At 69.1% G+C, this 18,924-nt stretch carries 11 protein-coding genes; all 11 read right to left on the bottom strand.

What is annotated here, in order from left to right; all coding sequences use genetic code 11:
• Window positions 1–19: 19 nt before the first annotated feature.
• Entirely contained in the window at window positions 20–2,281 is a 2,262-nt protein-coding gene (locus AC07Q9_RS08290; protein WP_495308682.1) for an ABC transporter permease, read from the bottom strand.
• A 28-nt stretch (window positions 2,282–2,309) separates the two neighbouring features.
• Window positions 2,310–3,362 (bottom strand): ABC transporter substrate-binding protein, encoded by a 1,053-nt coding sequence (locus AC07Q9_RS08285; protein ID WP_495300210.1) that lies wholly within the window; start codon window positions 3,360–3,362, stop codon window positions 2,310–2,312.
• Window positions 3,363–3,485: 123 nt separating this feature from the next.
• Window positions 3,486–4,826 carry a sensor histidine kinase gene (locus AC07Q9_RS08280; RefSeq protein ID WP_495308680.1) on the bottom strand — a complete coding sequence of 447 codons (1,341 nt, stop codon included), beginning with the start codon at window positions 4,824–4,826 and terminating at the stop codon, window positions 3,486–3,488.
• A gap of 12 nt (window positions 4,827–4,838) precedes the next feature.
• Window positions 4,839–5,567: a response regulator gene (locus AC07Q9_RS08275; RefSeq protein ID WP_495309945.1), complete on the bottom strand. Its 729-nt coding sequence runs from the start codon at window positions 5,565–5,567 to the stop codon at window positions 4,839–4,841.
• Between the two features lie 100 nt (window positions 5,568–5,667).
• Window positions 5,668–13,863, bottom strand: a complete 8,196-nt coding sequence (locus tag AC07Q9_RS08270) for a DUF4781 domain-containing protein (RefSeq protein ID WP_495308678.1) — start codon at window positions 13,861–13,863, stop codon at window positions 5,668–5,670.
• A gap of 63 nt (window positions 13,864–13,926) precedes the next feature.
• On the bottom strand, window positions 13,927–14,958 hold the full coding sequence (locus tag AC07Q9_RS08265) for an EscU/YscU/HrcU family type III secretion system export apparatus switch protein (RefSeq protein ID WP_489056635.1): 1,032 nt from the start codon (window positions 14,956–14,958) through the stop codon (window positions 13,927–13,929).
• Window positions 14,959–14,966: 8 nt separating this feature from the next.
• Entirely contained in the window at window positions 14,967–15,749 is a 783-nt protein-coding gene (gene sctT / locus AC07Q9_RS08260; protein WP_099789444.1) for a type III secretion system export apparatus subunit SctT, read from the bottom strand.
• 21 nt (window positions 15,750–15,770) lie between these two features.
• Window positions 15,771–16,259, bottom strand: coding sequence for a serine kinase (locus tag AC07Q9_RS08255; protein WP_492676957.1), 489 nt, complete (start codon window positions 16,257–16,259; stop codon window positions 15,771–15,773).
• Window positions 16,256–17,602: a FliI/YscN family ATPase gene (locus tag AC07Q9_RS08250; protein ID WP_495308676.1), complete on the bottom strand. Its 1,347-nt coding sequence runs from the start codon at window positions 17,600–17,602 to the stop codon at window positions 16,256–16,258. Before AC07Q9_RS08250 ends, AC07Q9_RS08255 begins: the two co-directional genes overlap by 4 nt.
• Entirely contained in the window at window positions 17,599–18,237 is a 639-nt protein-coding gene (gene sctL, locus AC07Q9_RS08245) for a type III secretion system stator protein SctL (protein WP_495308674.1), read from the bottom strand. The genes AC07Q9_RS08250 and sctL overlap by 4 nt, the downstream gene beginning before the upstream one ends.
• The gene (locus tag AC07Q9_RS08240; protein WP_495308672.1) at window positions 18,219–18,923 is read right to left on the bottom strand and encodes a SctK family type III secretion system sorting platform protein; all 705 of its coding nucleotides are present in this window, start codon (window positions 18,921–18,923) and stop codon (window positions 18,219–18,221) included. The genes sctL and AC07Q9_RS08240 overlap by 19 nt, the downstream gene beginning before the upstream one ends.
• Window position 18,924 lies beyond the last annotated feature (1 nt).

The following is an 18,924-nucleotide window of genomic DNA, read 5'->3' as shown; positions in this document are numbered from 1 at the left end:
TTCGCTTGTGAAAACTCAATCAAAGCTGCGCGGCCACCGGCGCCGCGCGCTCGGGGCCGGCCGGTGAAACGTCGGCATCCGGGCGGGCCATGCCCGCTGCACGCCGGCCCAGCTTGCGGTCGCCCACCAGCCACTGGATGGCCGCGGTCGCCAGCGCCATGAACACGATCAGCGCAGTGCTGTAGGCCAGCGCCACGCCGTAGTCGCCCTGCCCCACGCGCCCGATGATGAAGGTGGTGGCCAGTTCGGTCTCGGCCGTCACCAGGAAGATCACCGCCGACACCGTCGTCATCGCCCGCACGAAGCTGTAGATCAGCGAGGCCGTGAGCGCCGGTTTCAGCAGCGGCAGCACCACCGACCACAGCGTGCGCGCGGTGGAAGCGCGCAGCATCAGCGAGGCCTCGTCGAGCGACTTGTCCAGCTGCCGGAAGGCCGCCGAGCCGGCACGCACGCCCACCGGCAGGTTGCGGAAGATGAAGCACATCACGATGATCAGCCCGGTGCCCGTCATCTCGAAAGGCGGCACGTTGAAGGCCACCACGTAGCTCACGCCCAGCACCGTGCCCGGGATCGCGAAGGCCATCAGGGCCGAGAACTCGAAGGCGCCCTGCCCGCGAAACTGCACCCGCGCCAGCAGCCAGGCGATCAGCAGGCCCAACCCGGTCGTCAGCGGCGCCGCAATGGCCGCCAGCTGGATGGTGGTGAAGAGCGAGTTCCACGCCAGCCCCACCCACTGCAACCCGCCGCCCTCGAAGGTGATGGCAAAGGCCGAGCGGAAGTGGTCCAGCGTGGGCGTGTAGTTGCGCCCCCAGGTCTGCACGAAGCCGCCGGTGAAGGCAAAGCAGTACACCACCAGCGTGAACACCAGCCACGGCACCGCGATGGCCAGCGCCACCCGGCGCAGGCCATGGGGAAGCCGCATCGGAATGCCCGCGTCGCCCTTGCCCGACACCGTCGTGTAGTTCTTGCGCCCGAGCACGCCGCGCTGCAGCGCGAACACACCCAGTGCGAACAGCGTGAGCACCCAGGCGAGCGCCGCGGCACGGCCCTGGTCGAACTGCGCGCCCACGATGGCGAAGAAAATTTCGGTCGACAGCACCGAGAACTGGCCGCCCGCCACGATCGGGTTGCCGAAGTCGGCAATGCTCTCGATGAAGCCCACCAGGAAGGCATTGGCCAGGCCCGGCAGCATCAGCGGAAAGGTCACGTGACGGAAGGTGCGGCCCGCGTCGGCGCGCAGCGTCTGCGACGCTTCTTCCAGCGACGGGCTGATGCCCTGCACCACGCCGCGCACGATCAGGAAGGCGATGGGCGTGAAGGCGAACAGCTGCGCCAGCCACACGCCGAACCAGCCGTAGAACCAGCGCCCCGGCTCGATGCCGAAGGCCCATTCGAGAAACTGGTTGACCAGCCCCGCGCGCCCGAACAGCAGCACCAGCCCGAGCCCGACCACGAACGGCGGCGTGATGATCGGCAACGGCGCCAGCAGCCGCAGCGCGCGGCGCACGCGCGAGTCGCTGCGGTCTTCGATCAGTGCCAGCAAGGTGCCCAGCGCCGTGGTGCTCAGGCCGGTGAGCACCGCAAGAAAGAGCGTGTTCCAGGCCACGCCGCAGTTGCGTGCTGAGTTCAGGCAGCCCAGGCCCCAGGTGCGCTCGTTGCCCACGCGCGCCAGCCAGGCGCCCAGGCTGATCGCACCGCTCTCGTCGACGAAGGCACTCGCCAGCGCGCGCAGCACCGGGAAGGCCACGAACACCATGAGCAGCCCGCCGCTGCCGACCACCGCCGCCGCCACGAACAGGTCGCCCCGGAAGGCGCCCGAGCGCGCGAAGCCGAAAGCGGTGAGCATCATCAACGCCGTGAGCACGCCCACGGCGCCCCAGCCGAAGCCGGGCTGGCCGATGCCCGCCGCGCCGAACAGGCCGGCCCAGGCGCCGGCATCGGGCGCGTTCGGCAGGCCGATGGCAAAGCCCTGCGCCAGCACGCCGAACACGCCCAGCGCCCCGCTCCACGCGAGCAGGCGGCCTTGCGTCTTGCCCGGCGCCATGCCCAGCGCCACGAGCCCGGCCAGCAACGGCCACAGGCCCAGCAGCAGCCAGGGCCGGTGGTGCAGCAGCACCTGCGCCAAGGCCGACGAGGTGTCGTGCCCCGCCGCCAGTTCGCTCAGCCCCTGCAGCCCGAACAGGCCCTCGGGCAGGCTGTACCAGGGCAGCAGCACGAAGGCCGCCAGGCCCAGCGCAGACCACAGCCCGATCGCGCGGTTGTTGTCGTCCTTGAATTTCATGGTGTCGGCCTTGTCCGGTCGCCTGCCATCAGCGCGGCAGCGCGTTCACTTCGCGCTCCCAGCGCTCGATCAGGCGCTTGCGTTCGGCCGACTGGCCGTACTTGGCGTAGTCGTAGTGGATGAACTTGATCTTGCGGAAATCGGGAATGCGGCTGTCCAGCGGCGTGGTCTTGTTCGAGGGCAGCTGGAACTGCTTGGCCGCCACGCCCAGTTGCTGGGCGGCGGGCGTGAGCGCCCATTCGTAGAACTTCTTCGCGTTCTCCAGGTTGCGCGAGCCCTTGACGATCGACAGGGAGCCGATCTCCGCGCCCGTGCCTTCGCAGGGCGTTTCGGTCGCGATGGGAAAGCCCTGCATCTGCTCGCCCGGCGCGTCGTGCACGAAGCTGATCGACACCGTGGTCTCGCCGCGCGCCGCGGCCTTGATCGGGCCGGTGCCCGAGCGGGTGTACTGGCTGACGTTCTTGTGCAGGCCCTTGAGGTAGTCGTAGGCCTTGTCCTCGCCCATCAGCTGCACGATGGTGGCGATCATCGTGTAGGCCGTGCCCGAGCTCGCGGGGTTGGCCACCTGCACCTCGCCGCGCAACGCGGGCGACAGCAGGTCTTTCCAGCACTTGGGCACGGGCAGCTTCTTCTTGGCCAGCAGCTCGGTGTTGTAGGCAAAGCCCAGCGGCCCCGAGTACACGCCCACCGTGCGCCAGCCCGACTGCTCGGCCTGCGCCTGCGCCCACGGATGCAGTTGCGCCAGTGAGGGCGACTTGTAGGCCAGCGTGAGGTCCTGCTCGGCCGCCTGCAGGTGCGGGTCGCCGGTGCCGCCGAACCACACGTCGCTCTTCGGGTTGGAGCGCTCGGCGATCAGCTGCGCCAGCGCCTCGCCGCTGCCGCGCTTGAGCACGTTGACCTTGATGCCCGCGCTGCGGGCGAAGGTGGTGCTGATCAGCGAGCACCACTCGTCCTGCACCGAGCACACCACGTTGAGCTGGCCCGAGCCCTGGGCCCGTGCCTCGGCCTGGACCCACAGGGCCGCGGCGGCCAGTGCGGTGGCGCTCAGGATCTTTCGTGTGCTTGCGGTCGTTGTCGTCATCGTCGTCATCTCCGGGTTGTGCTTCATCAAGGTTCTTGCGGCGACACCAGTCCCCCGGCTGCGATGGCGCCGGATGGAACGGGCAGAAAAGGAAGGAAAGAAAGAGGCGCGAGAACGCGCGCGTCAGGGCCCCTGGCCCCAGGTGACCACCGCGTCGACGCCGATCACGCGGCCGTTGTCGATGCGGTTGTAGAGGTCCATGCTGGCGCCCATCGCATCGGCGATCTGGCGGCAGATCGACAGGCCCAGCCCCACGCCGCCCTTGGCGGCAGAAAACGCCTGGAACAGCCGGGGCCGCACCTCGTCGTCGAGGCCCTGCCCTTCGTCCCACACCACCAGCTCGGTGTTGCCCGCATAGCCGCGCAACAGCACGCCGAGCCGGCCGGCCGCCGGCGTGTGATGGATCGCGTTGGCCAGCAGGTTGCGCAGCAGCTCGCCGAGCATCAGCGCATCGGCCGGGGCCCACATCTCGTCGCCTTCGAGTGCGAAGTCCAGCCGCTTGGCGGCAATCAGCGGCGACAGCTCCATCACCGCATCGCGCGCCACGCCGCGCAGGTCGATGGGCTTGAGCTCGCCGGCGCGCTTGATCTGCTCCAGCTTGGTGAGGCTGAGCAACTGGTTGGCCATGCCCGTGGCCCGGTCGACCGTGTGCAGCATCTGCGGCAGCACCTCGCTCAGCGGCACGTCGCCCGCCATGGCCGACTGCAGCTGCGTGCGCAGCACCGACATCGGCGTGCGCAGCTGGTGCGAGGCATCGGCCAGGAAGCGGCGCTGCTGGCCCACCCATTCGCGCTGGCGTCGGTGCAGGCCGTGCATGCGCTCGACCGCAGGGCGCAGCTCGGCCGGTCCGTCGTAGTCGAGCGCATCGACGTTCGGCGCATCGAGCGCCTGCCGCGCGCGCTCGAGCCAGCGCGCGGCCACGGCCACGCCGCTGCAGACCACCACCGACATCAGCGCGGCACTGGCATAGAGCCAGGCCAGCAGGCGTTGCGGCAGGGCCTGCCACAGCGCAATGCGCTGGCGCAGCGGCTCCGCCACCTGCACGACCACGCCGTCGGCCGTCGCCGCACCGGGCACATGGCGCAGCGCCGCAGCAGCGCGCATCGGTGCGCCGCCGCGTTGCGTGATGTACAGCGCCGGCAGGCCCGACGCCGGCAATGCGCCGCGCCAGGGATACGCCGCCAGGGCGCGGTCGCCCGCGAGCCAGTCACCCTGCATGCTGCTCACCCTGTACGCCAAAGGTTCGAGCGTGGACGCGAATGCCAAACCTTCGGCTTGCACCACGGCCTGCTGCACCACCTGCGAGATCGCCGCGCCCAGGCGCTCGTCCTGCGCGCGTGCCACCTCGGCGAACGCCAGCAGCACGTGCCACAGCGTGACGGCCGCCACGATCAGCCACAGCCCGCCGAGCATCCAGGCCAGCAGGAACTGCCGCAGCGAGGCCGCGCGAAGGAGGCGTTGCACCCATGCCTTCACCTACCGCGCCGCCCGCTGTTGTTGCGGTTGCAGCGACTGCTGCTGTTGCTGCTGCTGCACCGCCGCGCTCGCGTCGTCGCACAGCAGGTAGCCCACGCCGCGCAGCGTCATGATCTCGACGCTCGCGCCGGCCAGCTTCTTGCGCAGGCGATGCACGATCACCTCGATGGCTTCGGCATGGGCCGTGTCGTCGGCGCCGAACACCGCGTCGCGCAGGGCTTCCTTCGGCACCACGTGGTCGACGCGCGACATCAGGCTCTTGAGCAGCTCGGCCTCGCGCGGCGACAGCTCCAGGGGGCTCTCGTCGCGGTAGAAGGCGTTGGATGCGGCCTCGTAGTGCAGCCGGCCGCAGCGCAGCTCGCCGTCGCGCCCCAGCCGGCGCGTGAGTGCGCCCAGCCGCGCGATCAGCTCGTCCAGGTCGAAGGGCTTGGCCAGGTAGTCGTCGGCGCCGGCATTGAGCCCGACGATGCGCTCACCCACCGCGCCGCGTGCCGTGAGCACCAGCACCGGCGTGCGGTTGCCGTCGCCGCGCAGGCGCTGCAGCAGCTCCAGGCCGTCCAGGCCCGGCAGCGACAGGTCGAGCACCACCACGTCGAAGCGCTTCTTGCGCGCCGCCGCCAGCGCCTCGATGCCGTCGGCGCAGCACAGCACCTCGAACCCGCGCGACGAGAGGCTTCGGCCCAGCACGCCCGAGAGATCGAAATCGTCTTCAACCAGCAGCAGCTTCATGCCTTGCATCGTGCCATTCCTCTGCCGGCTGCGAACCGGGAGTTGCCCGCCTGAACGGTGAAAGGGAGTCGAAAGGCAGGCACCCGGCGTGTGGCGCGGTTCAGGTGGCCGGCCTCTGTCCGACCTCGATCTGCCAGCCGTTGAGCAGCGTGTCCGGGTCGCCTGCGACGTTGCTGGCCACGCCGTCCATGAGCCGCCTGTCGAAGCGCGGGTTCAGGTTGAAGAGCTGCGACAGGGCCTCGTCGATCACGCGGACCTCCCCGCCCTCGCGCCGCGCTTCGCCGAGTTGAAGCGGCGTGAGCAGCGTCTGCTCGTTGTGCTCGGAGATGCCCCAGAGCGTGGCGGTGTCGGGGTCGTTGCCGTCGACGGTGACGAGGATGGGCGTGGGCTTGCCGGAGGGCGGTGGGGTTGTCGTGGTCGGAGGCGGCGTCGTGGTCGGCGGTGGCGTTGTCGCAGTCGCGCTCGGAGACGGTGTCGTCGCGCTCGGCGATGGCGTCTTCGCAGTCGACGGCGTCGGCGTGACGGTCGGCGTCGGCGTGACCGGCCTCTGCTCGAACAATCCCGTGAAGCCGTTCCACACCATCTTCACCACGCTGTCGGACTTTTGCTGGTCAGTGCCGAAAAAGGCCTTGTACAGCGCTGTGGCCGCAGGAACGATCGCGATCGCACCGACCGCCAACCACTTGAGGGACTTGGTGAGATGGGGTGCCGCGCCGTTGCGCAGCTTCGGAACCTGCTGCAGGCCGACCCAGGTGAGCGTGAGCCCGGCCTGCGCGAAAGCGCCGTAGGCCAGTATTTCAGGCCCTGCTTCGAGCAACCCCAAGCCCACTGCGGTGGCCCGCGCGGCGCTCAGCCCCCCCGCGAAGTCGCGGTACTTGTTCCAGTTGTCTTTCTCCTTCTTCGCTGCCGTCTGCGTCTCCTTCAGCGTCGGGTTGTCGTCGAGGTACTCCTTCTCCGATTTGTTTGCCGCCCTGGCCCCCTCGGCGACGGTCCGGTCGATGGTGGCGAGCTTGTCCACCTTGTTGTTGTAGATGTAGTTCGCACCCAGGGTTCCGATCGAGAGCGAGTCGGCAAAATTGCCCACGTCCGTCCTCCAACCGCCACCCGCGTTCAGCGGCTTGAAGGCGACGCCGACAAAGGTGTTCATGCTCACGAGGATGGTCGCGCGCCGGCTGACCAGCCCGAGGCGCGTGTTCGGCGAATTGGTGCTGCCACCCATGCTTTCGGCCGCCTGCGGATCGATGCCCGTCTTGTCCTTGAGCATCGACGCCACCTTGATGTAGAGCGCACCATGGGGCTTGCCCGGCACATCCGGATCGTCGGGGAACATGGATTTCAGCTGGGTGTAGAGCGCTTCATGTGCCTCCCGCATCTTGGCGCGCTCGTCGAGCGTGTTCCTGAATTTCGCCCGCACTTCGGGGAACTCGCGCAGAAGTTGCGCCTGCGGCGAATCATCGGGATGCGAAGGATCGGCCGCGCGCTGAAGTTCGTCGGCGCTCATCCGGTCGATGCGCACGAGCAGCTGGTCGCGAATCTTCGACGGGCGCTGGCCGTGGAATTCGCCCGCGGGATCGGCGCCTTGCAGGCCCAGGAAATCGCGCATGCCCGGCACGCCCTTGAGGTAGCCGGACGGCGCCAGGGCCAGGGCACTCTCATCGGTCGGGAGGATCGTGTGCAGCTGAAAGTCCTTTTCCGACGGGCCGCCCGGCACCGCCCTGCGCGCTTTCGCAAACTCTTCTCCGAGCGTCGCCACTTTGTTCACGTCGCTGCGCAGCGAGGCGATTTTCTTCGCGTCCATGATCTTGTCGCCGCGCCAGCCACTGCCGCTGATCACCTTGTCCATGAGTTCGTCGGCCTTGCCGCGGTCTCCTCGCGTGGCGGCGGCCATTGACTCTTTCGCGCGTTGGGAGGCCTTGAGATAGGCCGCGCGGCCGAAGCTCGACAGCGGATAGCCCGCGTAGCCTGCCGTGCGGCCGCCGGCCCAGTCGGCCGGCACGCCGAAGACGGGCTTGACCGCCTCGAAGACGACGCGCGTGCCGCCGGCAATGATCGTCATCCCCTTGGCGCGGATCAGCGCGTCCTTCGGCTGCTCCGACAGCAGGCCCTTGGTGCCCTGCTTCCACGTCGGCACGCCATCGGTCGCGGCCAGCGCGGCGGCATCGCGTGCGTTGGGTATGCCCATCGGCAGCACCTGCCCTTCACCGTTGACGTGCAGCGCACCCACGATCTCGTCGGCGCCCACCTTGCGGCGGGCGTTGAGCGGCAGCTTGTTCGGATCGGGCTTCACGCGTTGTACCCAGCCACCGCCTTCGCGCACCGCGGTCGCGCTGGCATCGGAGAAGTTGTCGAAGGTCCTGTTGTTGGGTACGCGCATGTCGGCCCGCTGGCCCTCGGGGGTCTGCTTGCTGTAGAAGGTGTCGCGCGGCCCCAGTTTGGTGAACACGAAGCGCTCGGCCGAACCCGCGGCCGGGTCGGCCATCAGCGAATTCGTCACTGCCGTTTCATCGGCCGAAGGCTGCAGCGGCGCCAACGTCGAATCCGGGTCGGCCGCCGCTCGCTGCCTTGCAAACAGATCGCCGACATGCGCGGCCGTGCCCTCCCAGTCGGGGTGGCCCGACGTGGTCGGCGGCTTGGGCACGCCGTCCGCATCGAAGCCCGGCCGCCCGCCAGCGGCCGGCGTGCCCGCCAGCCGGCCCTGCGGACCATTGGCCGGCACCTTGTCCGCAGAGGCGTCGAGAAAACGCGCCAGCCGCGGGCCCGACAACACGGTCTGGTCGATCCGGGGCTGGCCGCCTTCATGCGTCACCATCACCTTGACGTCGGCGGCGTCGAAGCTGTCGACCAACCTTCCGGCTTGGGCATCGACGAGTTCCGTGCGTCCACCGCGCCGCACGAAATTGACGACATGGGCCTCTGCGTTCGGGTCGCCCATGAAGACGAAGCCGCGCGAGCCGTCCGGCAGCGCCGACATCGCGGCCCCCGCCTCTCGCGAACTGCCGAACGATGAAAGGGGCGCGTCGCCGTACAGCGCAAGGATTTGCGCCCAGGTCTTCGGTCCCGAAGGAACGGCCTGCATCTTGATGCCGGGCGCACTCAGCATCCGGTCGAAGGTGACGGCACTGTTGACGCAGTTGGTGTCGGAGCCGGTCGGATTGATATCCCGCGCCAGCGGGACCGCGTCGCCGTGGGCCACGCGCCAGGCATGGCTGCTGCCGCCGGTGTTCCCGGCCACGCGCTGGCGCTCCAGCGCGGCACGCTGCGGTGCATTCGCCGCGGGGCCCTTGTCGTTGGCCGCCGTTGTCGCCCGCTGGACATCGGGCCTGCGCGCCGAGGCGGGCATCGCGCCGCCACCCGTACCGGGGTCGTCGCTGGAACGTCGCAAAGCGAGCGAAACCACCGGGTTCAGCGCGGTGTCGGCGGGCACCTCCGCCACCGGCTTCGATGGCGCCTTCGTGACGGGCGCATCGACCCCGACGGGCGGTGTCGCGCGCACCGGCACCCGCCCACCGCTGTTCAACGGGGCGACAGGGGCATTGACCGGGGCGTCGGCCGGCAGCGACGAGGCTTCGCGGAAGTCGGTCAGGGCATCCTTCTTTCCGGCGGCCGGCAGCAGGTGGGCGGGCGTGCGCGCATTGCCGGATGCCGTGACATCCCCGCCCGGCGTCCCGTTCGTCACGTGGCTGGCGGGCACGACGTCAGGGCCGCCCTTGCCGGCAAGCCACGTCTTGACCGCGTTGTACCCACCCTGAGTGCCGCGCACAGCCACCCCCGTGGCAAAGCCGCCCGCGTTCAGGCCGAGCATGCCCAGCTGCTGGTTGCGCTCGGAGGGGGTCATGTGGTCCCAGTTCTCCATCAGATAGCGTGCGCCTTCCTCGAAGGCATAGACACTGCCGACGGTCAGTGGCACCGCCGCCGTCGAGGCTGGCTTTCCCCAGGCCTTGGCGCTCTGCAGGTAGCGATTGGCATCCGCGAGGTGACCTTCGGCCGCCGCCCCTGTGGCGCTGTTCGCCGACTTGAGGGCCCTGCCGGCGCGCACCGTCTGCATGGCCGCCCGGGTGGATGCACCGACCACCGGAACGCTGAATGCGGACAAGCCCAGATTCAACCAGTCCATCCGTGCCTGCGTGTTCGTGAAGGGATTCACGCTCTGCCCGTGATCGGCCTGCCGGACCAGGCTTTGCCGCGAGGTCTCGACGCCGTAGCCGGCCGTGAGCACGGTGAGCGAGCCCGCCGCGAGCATCATGCCGGGGCCCACCAGCGTCCCGAACGAGCCCACGGTCAGCACCACGCCCGCGACGAGCCCGACACCGCCCGCGATCCAGTCGAGCTTGTAGCGGCGCCGCGCGGATTCAAAGTCGGTCTCGGTGCGCGCGTCGCCGCTGAACAGCTCGACGTTGCCCTTGTCGTCGACCGAGAACTTGCCGTCTTTCGCCGTCACGAGGTTGACGTCTTCCACCGGCAGGCTGTTGTTGGCCCGGTAGTCGTCGAGATCGTCGTAGCGCCAGCCTTGCTCGTCGACGAATTTCACCTGCCCCGGCTTGTCCCGGCTCTCCACCTTGAACAGGGCCGTCTTGACAATGCCCCCCTTGTCGCCGTCGAGTGCATAGACCACCGGGAGCACCGTCACGCGGGCCTTGTCGCCGCCGGTCTCCACCAGCTTGTCCACCGCCTTGTCCAGCATCTCCCGCTGTTCCTTGGGCAGGTTGCCGAACAGGTTCTGGGTCTGGCGGATCCTTGCGTTGTCCGCGGCGGTTTCGCCGTCGAGCGGTTTTTCGGGGCCCCAGCCCAGTGCCAGCGCCACCTCGTTCTCCAGGTGCAGGCGGCTTTGCATCTGCATCGGCTCGGGGCCGTATTGCAGATAGTGGCTGTTGATGATGGACTGCGCCATCACCTGCGGATTTTTCTCGAACAGGCTGTAGAGCGAACGCGGATCCTGGAACTTGTCGGGCGTGAGGTTCTGCGAAATGAAGCTCTTCTCGCGCGCGATCGCACTGTCCGCCGCGCCGGCCACGTGGTTGACGTCGGCGACATTCATCTGGAGCCTGGCATCCTGCAGCGCCGTCCAGGTGGCCGAGCCGGTCTCGGCCAAGGTCGGGTTCGCGCTCTTCCATTGGTCGTGAGCCGTCTGTGCCAGGCCCAGGTCGCGCTTCGCGGTGTCGACCAGAAACTTGTTGCGCGAATCGATCCAGTCCTTGCGTGCCAGCTCCGCCTTGTCGCGCGACTTGTCGGCCGTGACCGTCGGCAACTCGGCATAGCAATACGCGGTGCGCCCCGCGCGTTCGTCGGCTTGGTAGATCTGGCGATTGCGGTTGTCCGTCTGCCAGGCGAGCATGGCATTCACCGCCGTCTGCTCGTTCTGGGCGATCTGCACGCGCGACTTGGCGTCCGCGAGATCGTTGCCGAGCCTGGTGCGGTCGCCGGTCGCCGCGTCGTAGGCCGTCTGGGCCTTGTCCCTTGCGGCAATGGCATCGACCACGCCCTGGTCCACGGTCTTCTTGCGCGGCCCCAGGTCTTCGTTCATGCGCAGGGTCGGCACGGGCTTTCCGTCGGGCCCCGGCTGCGGCAGCGCATTTTCCGCAGGCGGTGCTTCTGCCGCCGCCTTGGCCAGTGCGCCATTGACTTCGTTGCGGGCGTCGTTGGCTTTCGCAAGCCGCCCGCCGCCCGTGTCCGAGGTCTGCCACACGTGGGCGGTGACAGGGTTCATTTCATAGCTGCCCGCCTTCACCACGAAACTGCGCTTGCGTCCATCGACGGGCGATTCCTGCAGACCCACGACCTTGGAGTCCTTCTTGAACGTGACGATGTAGCCGCCACCACAAGGGTTGAGCTCGATCTTCACGTCGTCCGGCGAGATGCCCTTCGGCAAGGTCTTGGGATCGGCCTTGCCGTCGGCGCCGCGCCTGATCCCCGCCGTCGGGTCGTAGTTCTGGGGATAGACGTCGCCGCTGTGAGTTTCCCCGTCCTGGACATACATCTCCAGTTGGGGCTTGGCGAATGTCGTCTTTTCCAACCGGTATTGCGCTGCCCGAAAGTCGCGCTTCGCGTCGATCAGCTCGATCTGCGTTTCCTTGTCGCGCACCGTGAGCTTCAGGGTGTCGAGTTCGCCCAGCACCTTGTCGCGCGCCGCCTCTTCCTCGGGCGTCCTGGGCTGCGGGAGCTTGCGGTATTCCTCGTCCTTGGCCTTGAACGCGTTGCGCGCGTCGGGCAATTGCTTGTCGCGCAGGTCCTTCTCCTGCTCCGGGGTCATCGAAGGGGTCCACGCAACGTCCTGGCTCTGCGCCTTGCGCGCCGCCTCGCGCAGCGTTTCGAGCCGGGCCTCGTCCACCGGCTTGCCGGCCGCCTGGTCGCGTTCAGCGCCGCGCAGTTCCTGCATCGCCTTCATGGCGTTGAAGGCGGCTTGCGCGGTGTATTGCTTCTCGACCAGCTCACCCAGCTGCAACGGCGTGGGGGGCGTGGCCACCGGCCCGACGAAGCCCGCAGGGCGCGGTCCCGCATCGACGTTGGCATAGGCGGCGGCCAGTGCCTTGTTGGCATCCAGGAGGCGGTTGTTGATCCCGTCCGCGTCGGCGTAGCGGGACGCATCGAGCTTGGGCGCGCTGCCATCGGCAGCGGGATACAGGTCGCTCACGACGCCGCGCAGCGCGTTGTCGGTCTGGCCGACGCGCGCCGTGGCCGCGTCGCGTTTTTCCTTCGCGGCAAACAGGCGGTTCGTGATCGGGTCCAGCTCCGTTTTCTTGTTGCCATCGACGTAGTAGCGCTTGCCGTCGATCAGCTGGACCTTCTTGCCCTCTTCGCTGTCGGGCTTGGCCCGGAACGCCGGGTCGTAGCCCTCCATCCTGACGGTCTTGGTCGTCTCCTTGCCGCCGTCGCGCTCGGTCACTTGATAGGTGCCGGGCCGCTTTGCGGCTTCCGCGTTCCACGCCGCTTCCGCATCGGTGTACTCCGTCGCGGCGTCGCGCAGGTCGACCTTGGCAGCCTGGTCGTCCCGGAAGGCATGGATGTGACGCTGCGCCCCCTGCGCCTCGCGCAGCGCGGTGTCGGCCTCATCGATCTTCTTCTTGTCGGCACCGGCCAGCGCCTTCTGGTACTTCTCTTCGAAGTCCTGGACCTGCAGATCGGCCGCGCGCGCTTCGTAGTCGGTGTTGACGGCTCCGAAGACTTCGGCCTTGGGGTCGGTGCCTGTCGGATCGTCCGGGTGGTGGCCGCCGAAGGTCTCGACCAGCCCTTTGTATTTCGCCGCCGCCTGGTCCGATGCGGCGCCAAGCTGCGCCGCTTTGGCCCGTGCGTTTTCCCGCGCCGTGAACCGGCTGTCGCTGGTGATCGGACCGTCGCCGTACGTCGCGACATCCGCCTTGGCCTTGGCTGCCGCATCCGCCGCCTTGCCCGCCTCGGTGCGTGCATCGGCAATCTGCTGCTTGCCGGACTGGTTGACGTCGTACTGCTCGCTGCGCAGTTGGCGGACCTCGGGTGACTCGGCCTGCACGCTGTCGCGCACCTCGGCAACGCTCTTTGCCATGTCCTTGGGCACGAACAGGCCGCCTGCCACGACCTCCTTGTTGACCCGTTCCCCTTCCTGGGCGATGGCAGCCTGCGGGTCCTTGCCCTGGGCCTGCGCCTTCAGTCCGGCCGTGCGCATGTCCTGCTGGGCGGCTTCCAGCCAATCGCTGAATGCTGCGTTGCGAGCACTCTCCTGCGCCGGGGTGGCCTTGTCGCCCTTCGCCTGTGCATCGAACACAGGCCTGGCGGCATCCTGGAGCTTCTCGAGGGCGGCCTTGGTTCCTGCGCTGGGCGGTGGTGGCGGCTCGGCGCCCGGTTGAGCCGCCGGTGCTTCGTAGAGTGCATTGAGTTTCTGCGCCGCAGTCACCTCGCTCTGCGCGGCGCGCGTCGCATCCGATGGATTGCCCTTCGCGCGGCTCTGGCACACGTCGTCCAGCTTGCTGGCCGCCAGGGTCGATTCCTTGCTGCTCAGATTGGAAGCGGCCTCTTTCTTCAGCGCATCGAGTTCGTCGGTCTTGGCCTGGGCGCGCGCCTTCTGCGCTTCGGCCTGGTCGGCCTCGGCCTTGCTCTGCGCAGCCTTGAGCTCGGCCGCTTCGGCAGCCTTTCTTTGCGCCTCCGCCTTCTTGCGGGCCTCTTCCGCCAGGCGCAGGGCCTCGGCCGCCTTGCGCGCGGCCTCTTCGGCAAGCCGGCGTGCTTCGGCTTCGGCGGCGCGCCGCGCGTCTTCGGCGGCACGCGCGGCGGCCATCTGATCGAGGACGGACTGCGATGGGCCTGAAGATGAAACGGCAGCTGCGACCATGGGACCTCCGAAAATGAACGGGTTCAGACAAAGAAGAAAGACGACGGGTGCGCGGCCATGGCGTCACCCCTGGCCCTGCGCCCAGCGCAGGAGCGTGGCCACGGGCGCATACAGCGAGCGCGGAATCGGCTGGTCGACCGGCACCTCGGCATAGATGCGCTCGGCCAGCGACGGCTCGAACTCCATCGGCACCAGGCCCTCGCCCGCAAAGCGGCGAATCTGCGCGGCCACCTCGCCCTCGCCGCGCGCGATCACGCGCGGCAGGTCGGCCTCGCCCAGGTACTGCAGGGCCACGGCCGTGCGGGCCGAATGGATCACGGCCGAGGCCATGCGCACCCGGTCGCCCAGGCTGGCGTACACGGCCTCGAAATGGGCGGAGCGGCGGCGCGACTGGTTGATCGGGTCGCCCTCCACTTCCTTGTATTCCTGGCGGATGTCGTCGATCGACATGCGCTGCTGCTTCATGAACTCGAAGTGCTCGTGCGCGTAGTCGACCGCGGCCATGAGTGCGTAGATCACCACGGCCCAGCCGAAGGCCACGAGCACCATGTGGGCCGAGGCGGTCATGATCGCGGCCGGGGTCGCGTGGCCGAGCTTGAGCGAGGTGTCGACGAAGCCGCGCACCACCACGAACATCAGGCCCGCGAGCAGCGCGGTCTTGACGCTCATCTTCAGCAGGTTGATGAGGTTGCGCGTGGAAAAGATGCGCTGCAGGCCCTGCGCCGGGTTCATGCGGCTCACGTCGGGCTTGAGGCGTTCCCACGCGGCCACGCCGCCCACCTGGGCCAGCGAGCCGACGATGCCGGCCACCGCCGCGATGGCCGTGACGGGCAGCGTGCCCCACACCAGCGCCGCGCCGGTGTGCAGCAACAGCTCGGCAAAGCGGTCGTCGGGTTGCGTGAGCAGGCTGGTGCTGGTGGCGTGCAGCCACAGCTCGCGCAGCAGGCTGTAGATGGCGCCGCCGCCCAGCCACATGCAGACCACGACCACGGCGAACACGAGGGTCGAGGCCACGTCGTTGCTGAACACCACTTCGCCGCGCTTGCGCGCATCGCGCAGGCGCTTGGGGGTGGGGTCCTGGTCTTTCTCGGCCATGGTGTGCGCTAGAGCGTGGCCCGCAGGAAATCAAGCACGCCGTTCTCGGGCCGCAGGAATTCCTGCAGCGACTCGTACACGAAGAAGACGAACAGCAACATCATCAGGTGCGCCAGCAGGCTCTTGAGCGGCTGCGAGAACACGAACACGTTGAGCTGCGGTGCCACGCGGCTGATGAGGCCCATGCCCAGCTCCACCAGCAGCAGCACGAACACCACCGGCGACGCGAGCTTGACGATCCACAGGAACAGCGTGTCGCCCTGTCGAACGGCGAACTGCTCGATCACCAGGCCCAGGTTCGGGAAGAACGAGGCCACGGGCCACAGCCGGTACGAATCGACGATCACGCCCAGCATCGCGAGCAGCCCGCCGGCCGAGACGAACAGCGTGATCACCATCCAGCCGAGGAACTCGCCCGTGGGGCCGTTCTCATGGCCCGCCACGGGGTCGAAGAACGAGGCGTTGCTGGAGCCGGTCTGGAAGTCGATCAGGTCGCCCACGCTCTGCACGGCCCAGATGAAGATGCCGAAACCCAGGCCCAGCATCAGGCCGATGAAGGCCTCCTTGCCCGCAATGAGCACCCAGGTGCCGATGGAAGCCACCGGCATGTCGCCCGCCACCGGCGACATGAAGAGCGCGAGCAGCAACAGCAGGCCGTTGCGCACGGTGCCGGTGATCATGCCGCCCGACAGAAAGGGCACGACCGCGAAGATCGCGAACAGGCGCGGCAGCGTCAGCACCACCGACGAGAAGAACTTCTCGATGCTGGCCAGTTCGATGGTGGGGTCCATGGGCTGTGCGTGTCCTTGCGCCTAGGCCGGGCGCCGCGCGGCCCAGGCCTGCGAGGCGCTTTCCTCGGCCGCCTCGTCCAGCCGCAGGTCCTGCACGCGCAGCTGCTCGGTGCGCGCGCGTTGCTGCATCTGCTGCGCCTTTTCCACATCGCCGCTGGCGGCGCGCAGCTTCTGCCGGCTGGCATCGAGCGTCTGCTCGCGCAGCGCATGGGCCTGCCCGGCCTGCGCCGCGCGCTGGCCGGCCTGGGCGATCTGCGCATCGAGCGCGCCGCTCCAGGCGCCGGCATGCCGCAGTTGCGCGACGCTGCATTGCCCGTGCGACAGCGCGCCGACGGTCGACTGCCAGTGCGCCGCCTTGTTCTGCACCTGCTGCTGCTGCCATGCCTGGGCCTGCTGCAGCTCGGCGTGGCTCTGCGCGGCCGCCGCGCGGTCGCGTGCGACGACGCCCATGGCGACGGTCTTCTGGCGCTCGCGCACGCCGACCAGCGTCTTCCAGTCGATGCCGCTCACCGCGTCACCTCTGCGCCCTCGCCCACCTGCAGCAGCTGGGCGAGCGACTGTTCGTAGGGCAGGCTCGCACCCGACGGCTGCGACAGGAACGCGAGCATCGCCGGCCGCGCGCGGATCGCCTCGTCGGCCAGCGCATCGGCGCCGGGCTTGTACTCGCCGATCTGCACCAGCAGCTCCATCTCCTGGTACTTGGCCAGCAGGCTGCGAAAGCGTGCTGCCGCGGCGCAGTGCGCGTGCGAAGCCACCAGCGGCATCACGCGGCTGATGCTGGCCAGCACGTCGATGGCCGGGTAGCGGTTGGCCGCCGCGAACTTGCGCGACAGCACGATGTGGCCGTCGAGGATGGAGCGCACCTCTTCGGCAATGGGGTCGTTCTCTTCATCGCCCTCGGTCAGCACCGAGTACACGGCGGTGATGGAGCCCGTCTTGCCCTGCCCCGCGCGCTCCAGCAGCTGAGGCAGCATCGAGAAGATCGACGGCGGGTAGCTGCGCCGCGTGGGCGGCTCGCCGCTGGCCAGGCCGATCTCGCGCTGCGCGCGCGCAAAGCGCGTGAGCGAATCGACCAGCAACAGCACCTTCTTGCCCTGGTCGCGAAAGTGCTCGGCGATGGTCGTCGCCACATAGGCCGACTTGATGCGCTCCATCGGCGGGCGGTCGGAGGTGGACACCACCATCACTGTCTTCGCCAGGCCTTCGGCGCCCAGGTTGTGCTCGATGAACTCCTTCACCTCGCGCCCGCGTTCGCCGATCAGCGCGATCACGTTGACGTCGGCCGTCGAGCCGCGCGCCAGCATGCCCAGCAAGGTGCTCTTGCCCACGCCGGGCGGCGCGAACACGCCGACGCGCTGGCCTTCGCCCAGCGTCAGCAGGCTGTCGAGGGCGCGGATGCCGGTGGGCAGCGGCGCGTCGATCATGCGGCGCGCCAGCGGGCTCACGGGCTCGCGGTGCACCGGCAGCTGCATGTGGGTCTTCAGCGGTCCGCGCTCGTCGATGGGCTGGCCCAGCGCATCGAGCACGCGCCCCAGCAGGCTGGCGCCGACCGGGCACACATGGCCGCGCCCGGTGGGCACCACCTCGGTGAGCGCAGAGATGCCGGTGATCGGCCCCAGCGGCGTGAGGATGGCGGTGTTGTTGCGAAAGCCCACCACCTCGGCCAGCAGCGGCGGCTCGCCCGGCGTGACCAGCTCGCACAGCTCGCCCACATGGGCCTGGATGCCCGAGGCGTCGATCAGCATGCCGACCGCCTTGCTGACGCGCCCGCGCATCGCCACCGGCGTGACGCGGCCGAAAGCCTGCGCCAGGTCGGCGACGACGCCCAGGGCCGCGTCGGACACGGGGTTCATCGGCCGCCCTCCGCGCCGTCGATGACGCCGCTGCGCTCCACGGCGCGGCGAAAGGCTTCGAGCTGCGCGTCGACGCCGATCTCCAGCACGCCCGATGCGGTCTGCACCACGCAGGCGCCGGCGGGCAGTGCCGCGTCGGCCACGAGGCTCACGGTCATGGTCCAGTTGGCGTCGGCGCGCAGCCGTGCCAGCACGTCGCGCAAGATGGCCTCCTGCGCGGGCGCCACGCGCACGGTGATGAAGGGCTCGTGGCGGATCAGCGTGTCGACACGCAGCAGCGCCGCCTCGAGCAGCGCCGCCGGTTCGGCGTCGGCGACGAACTGGCCCACGGCCTTGACGACGATCTGCGCCATGGACGCGCGCAGCGCATGCAGCTGCCGCTCGCTGGCCATGGTGTCGCTCAGCAGCTGGCTCGCGTACTCGGCCTTGGCGCGCTGCAGGCCTTCTTCGTAGCCCTGCCGGCGGCTGGCCTCGGCGTCCTGCACGGCCTGCTGCACGATGCGCCGTGCCTCGCGCCGCGCGGTCTCGACCACGGCCGAGGCGTCGAGCAGCGCGGCGTACTCGTTTTCCTTGAGGACCTTGCGCTCGCTCAGGAGCTGCAGGTTCTCGGTGGTGATCAGAAAAGCCAATCCCATTGGGGCAGTCTTTCGGGAACGATGCACGAGAGCACCAGTTCGTTGAGTTGCCGGGCCTGGGGCCGCTGCAGCAGCGGCACGCCAAGCGTCGAGATGCGCCGCGGCAGCTTGCGGCGCAGGCGATGCAGCACCGCCTCGCCTTCGGCGGCGGCCAGGCCCAGGAGCAGGCGATGGCCCCGGTCGACGACCACCCGGCCCGTGGCCAGGGGTCGCTGCTGCAGCGCGGCGTTGTCCATGTGCAGCTCGGTGAGCTGCGGCACGCGGTCGAGCACGAAATCCACCGCGTCGGCGTCGAAGCGGCGGGCCTGGCGGCGGATCTGCGCGCCCGCGCCGCCGCGTTGCCTGAAGAGCGGCAGGTGCACGCAGAACCCCAGGTACACGGCGAGCCGGCGCAATGCGGCGGCGTCGAGCAGCGCCAGGCGTTTGAGGCGCGCATCGAAGTTGTAGTCGGCACCGGGGTCGCCCGCCGGTCCCTGTTCGCGCCGCAGCTGGTTGGCCAGCACCGCGCGCCCGCCCTCGCCCAGCCGCGCCAGGCTGCGGTGGCGGGCCGGCCAGTGGGCGGGCAGCCAGCTCGGATGCAGGTCGGCCTCGGGGTGCAGGTTGAAGCGCATCACCAGGCGCACGAGGTCCATCGGGCCGTGCGCAACTTGCGGCGTTTCGGGTGTGGTGACGGGTGATGCGGGCATC

Source organism: Variovorax sp. GW821-FHT09A10, from assembly GCF_059418385.1.
This window is presented reverse-complemented; position numbering and strand designations above follow the sequence as displayed.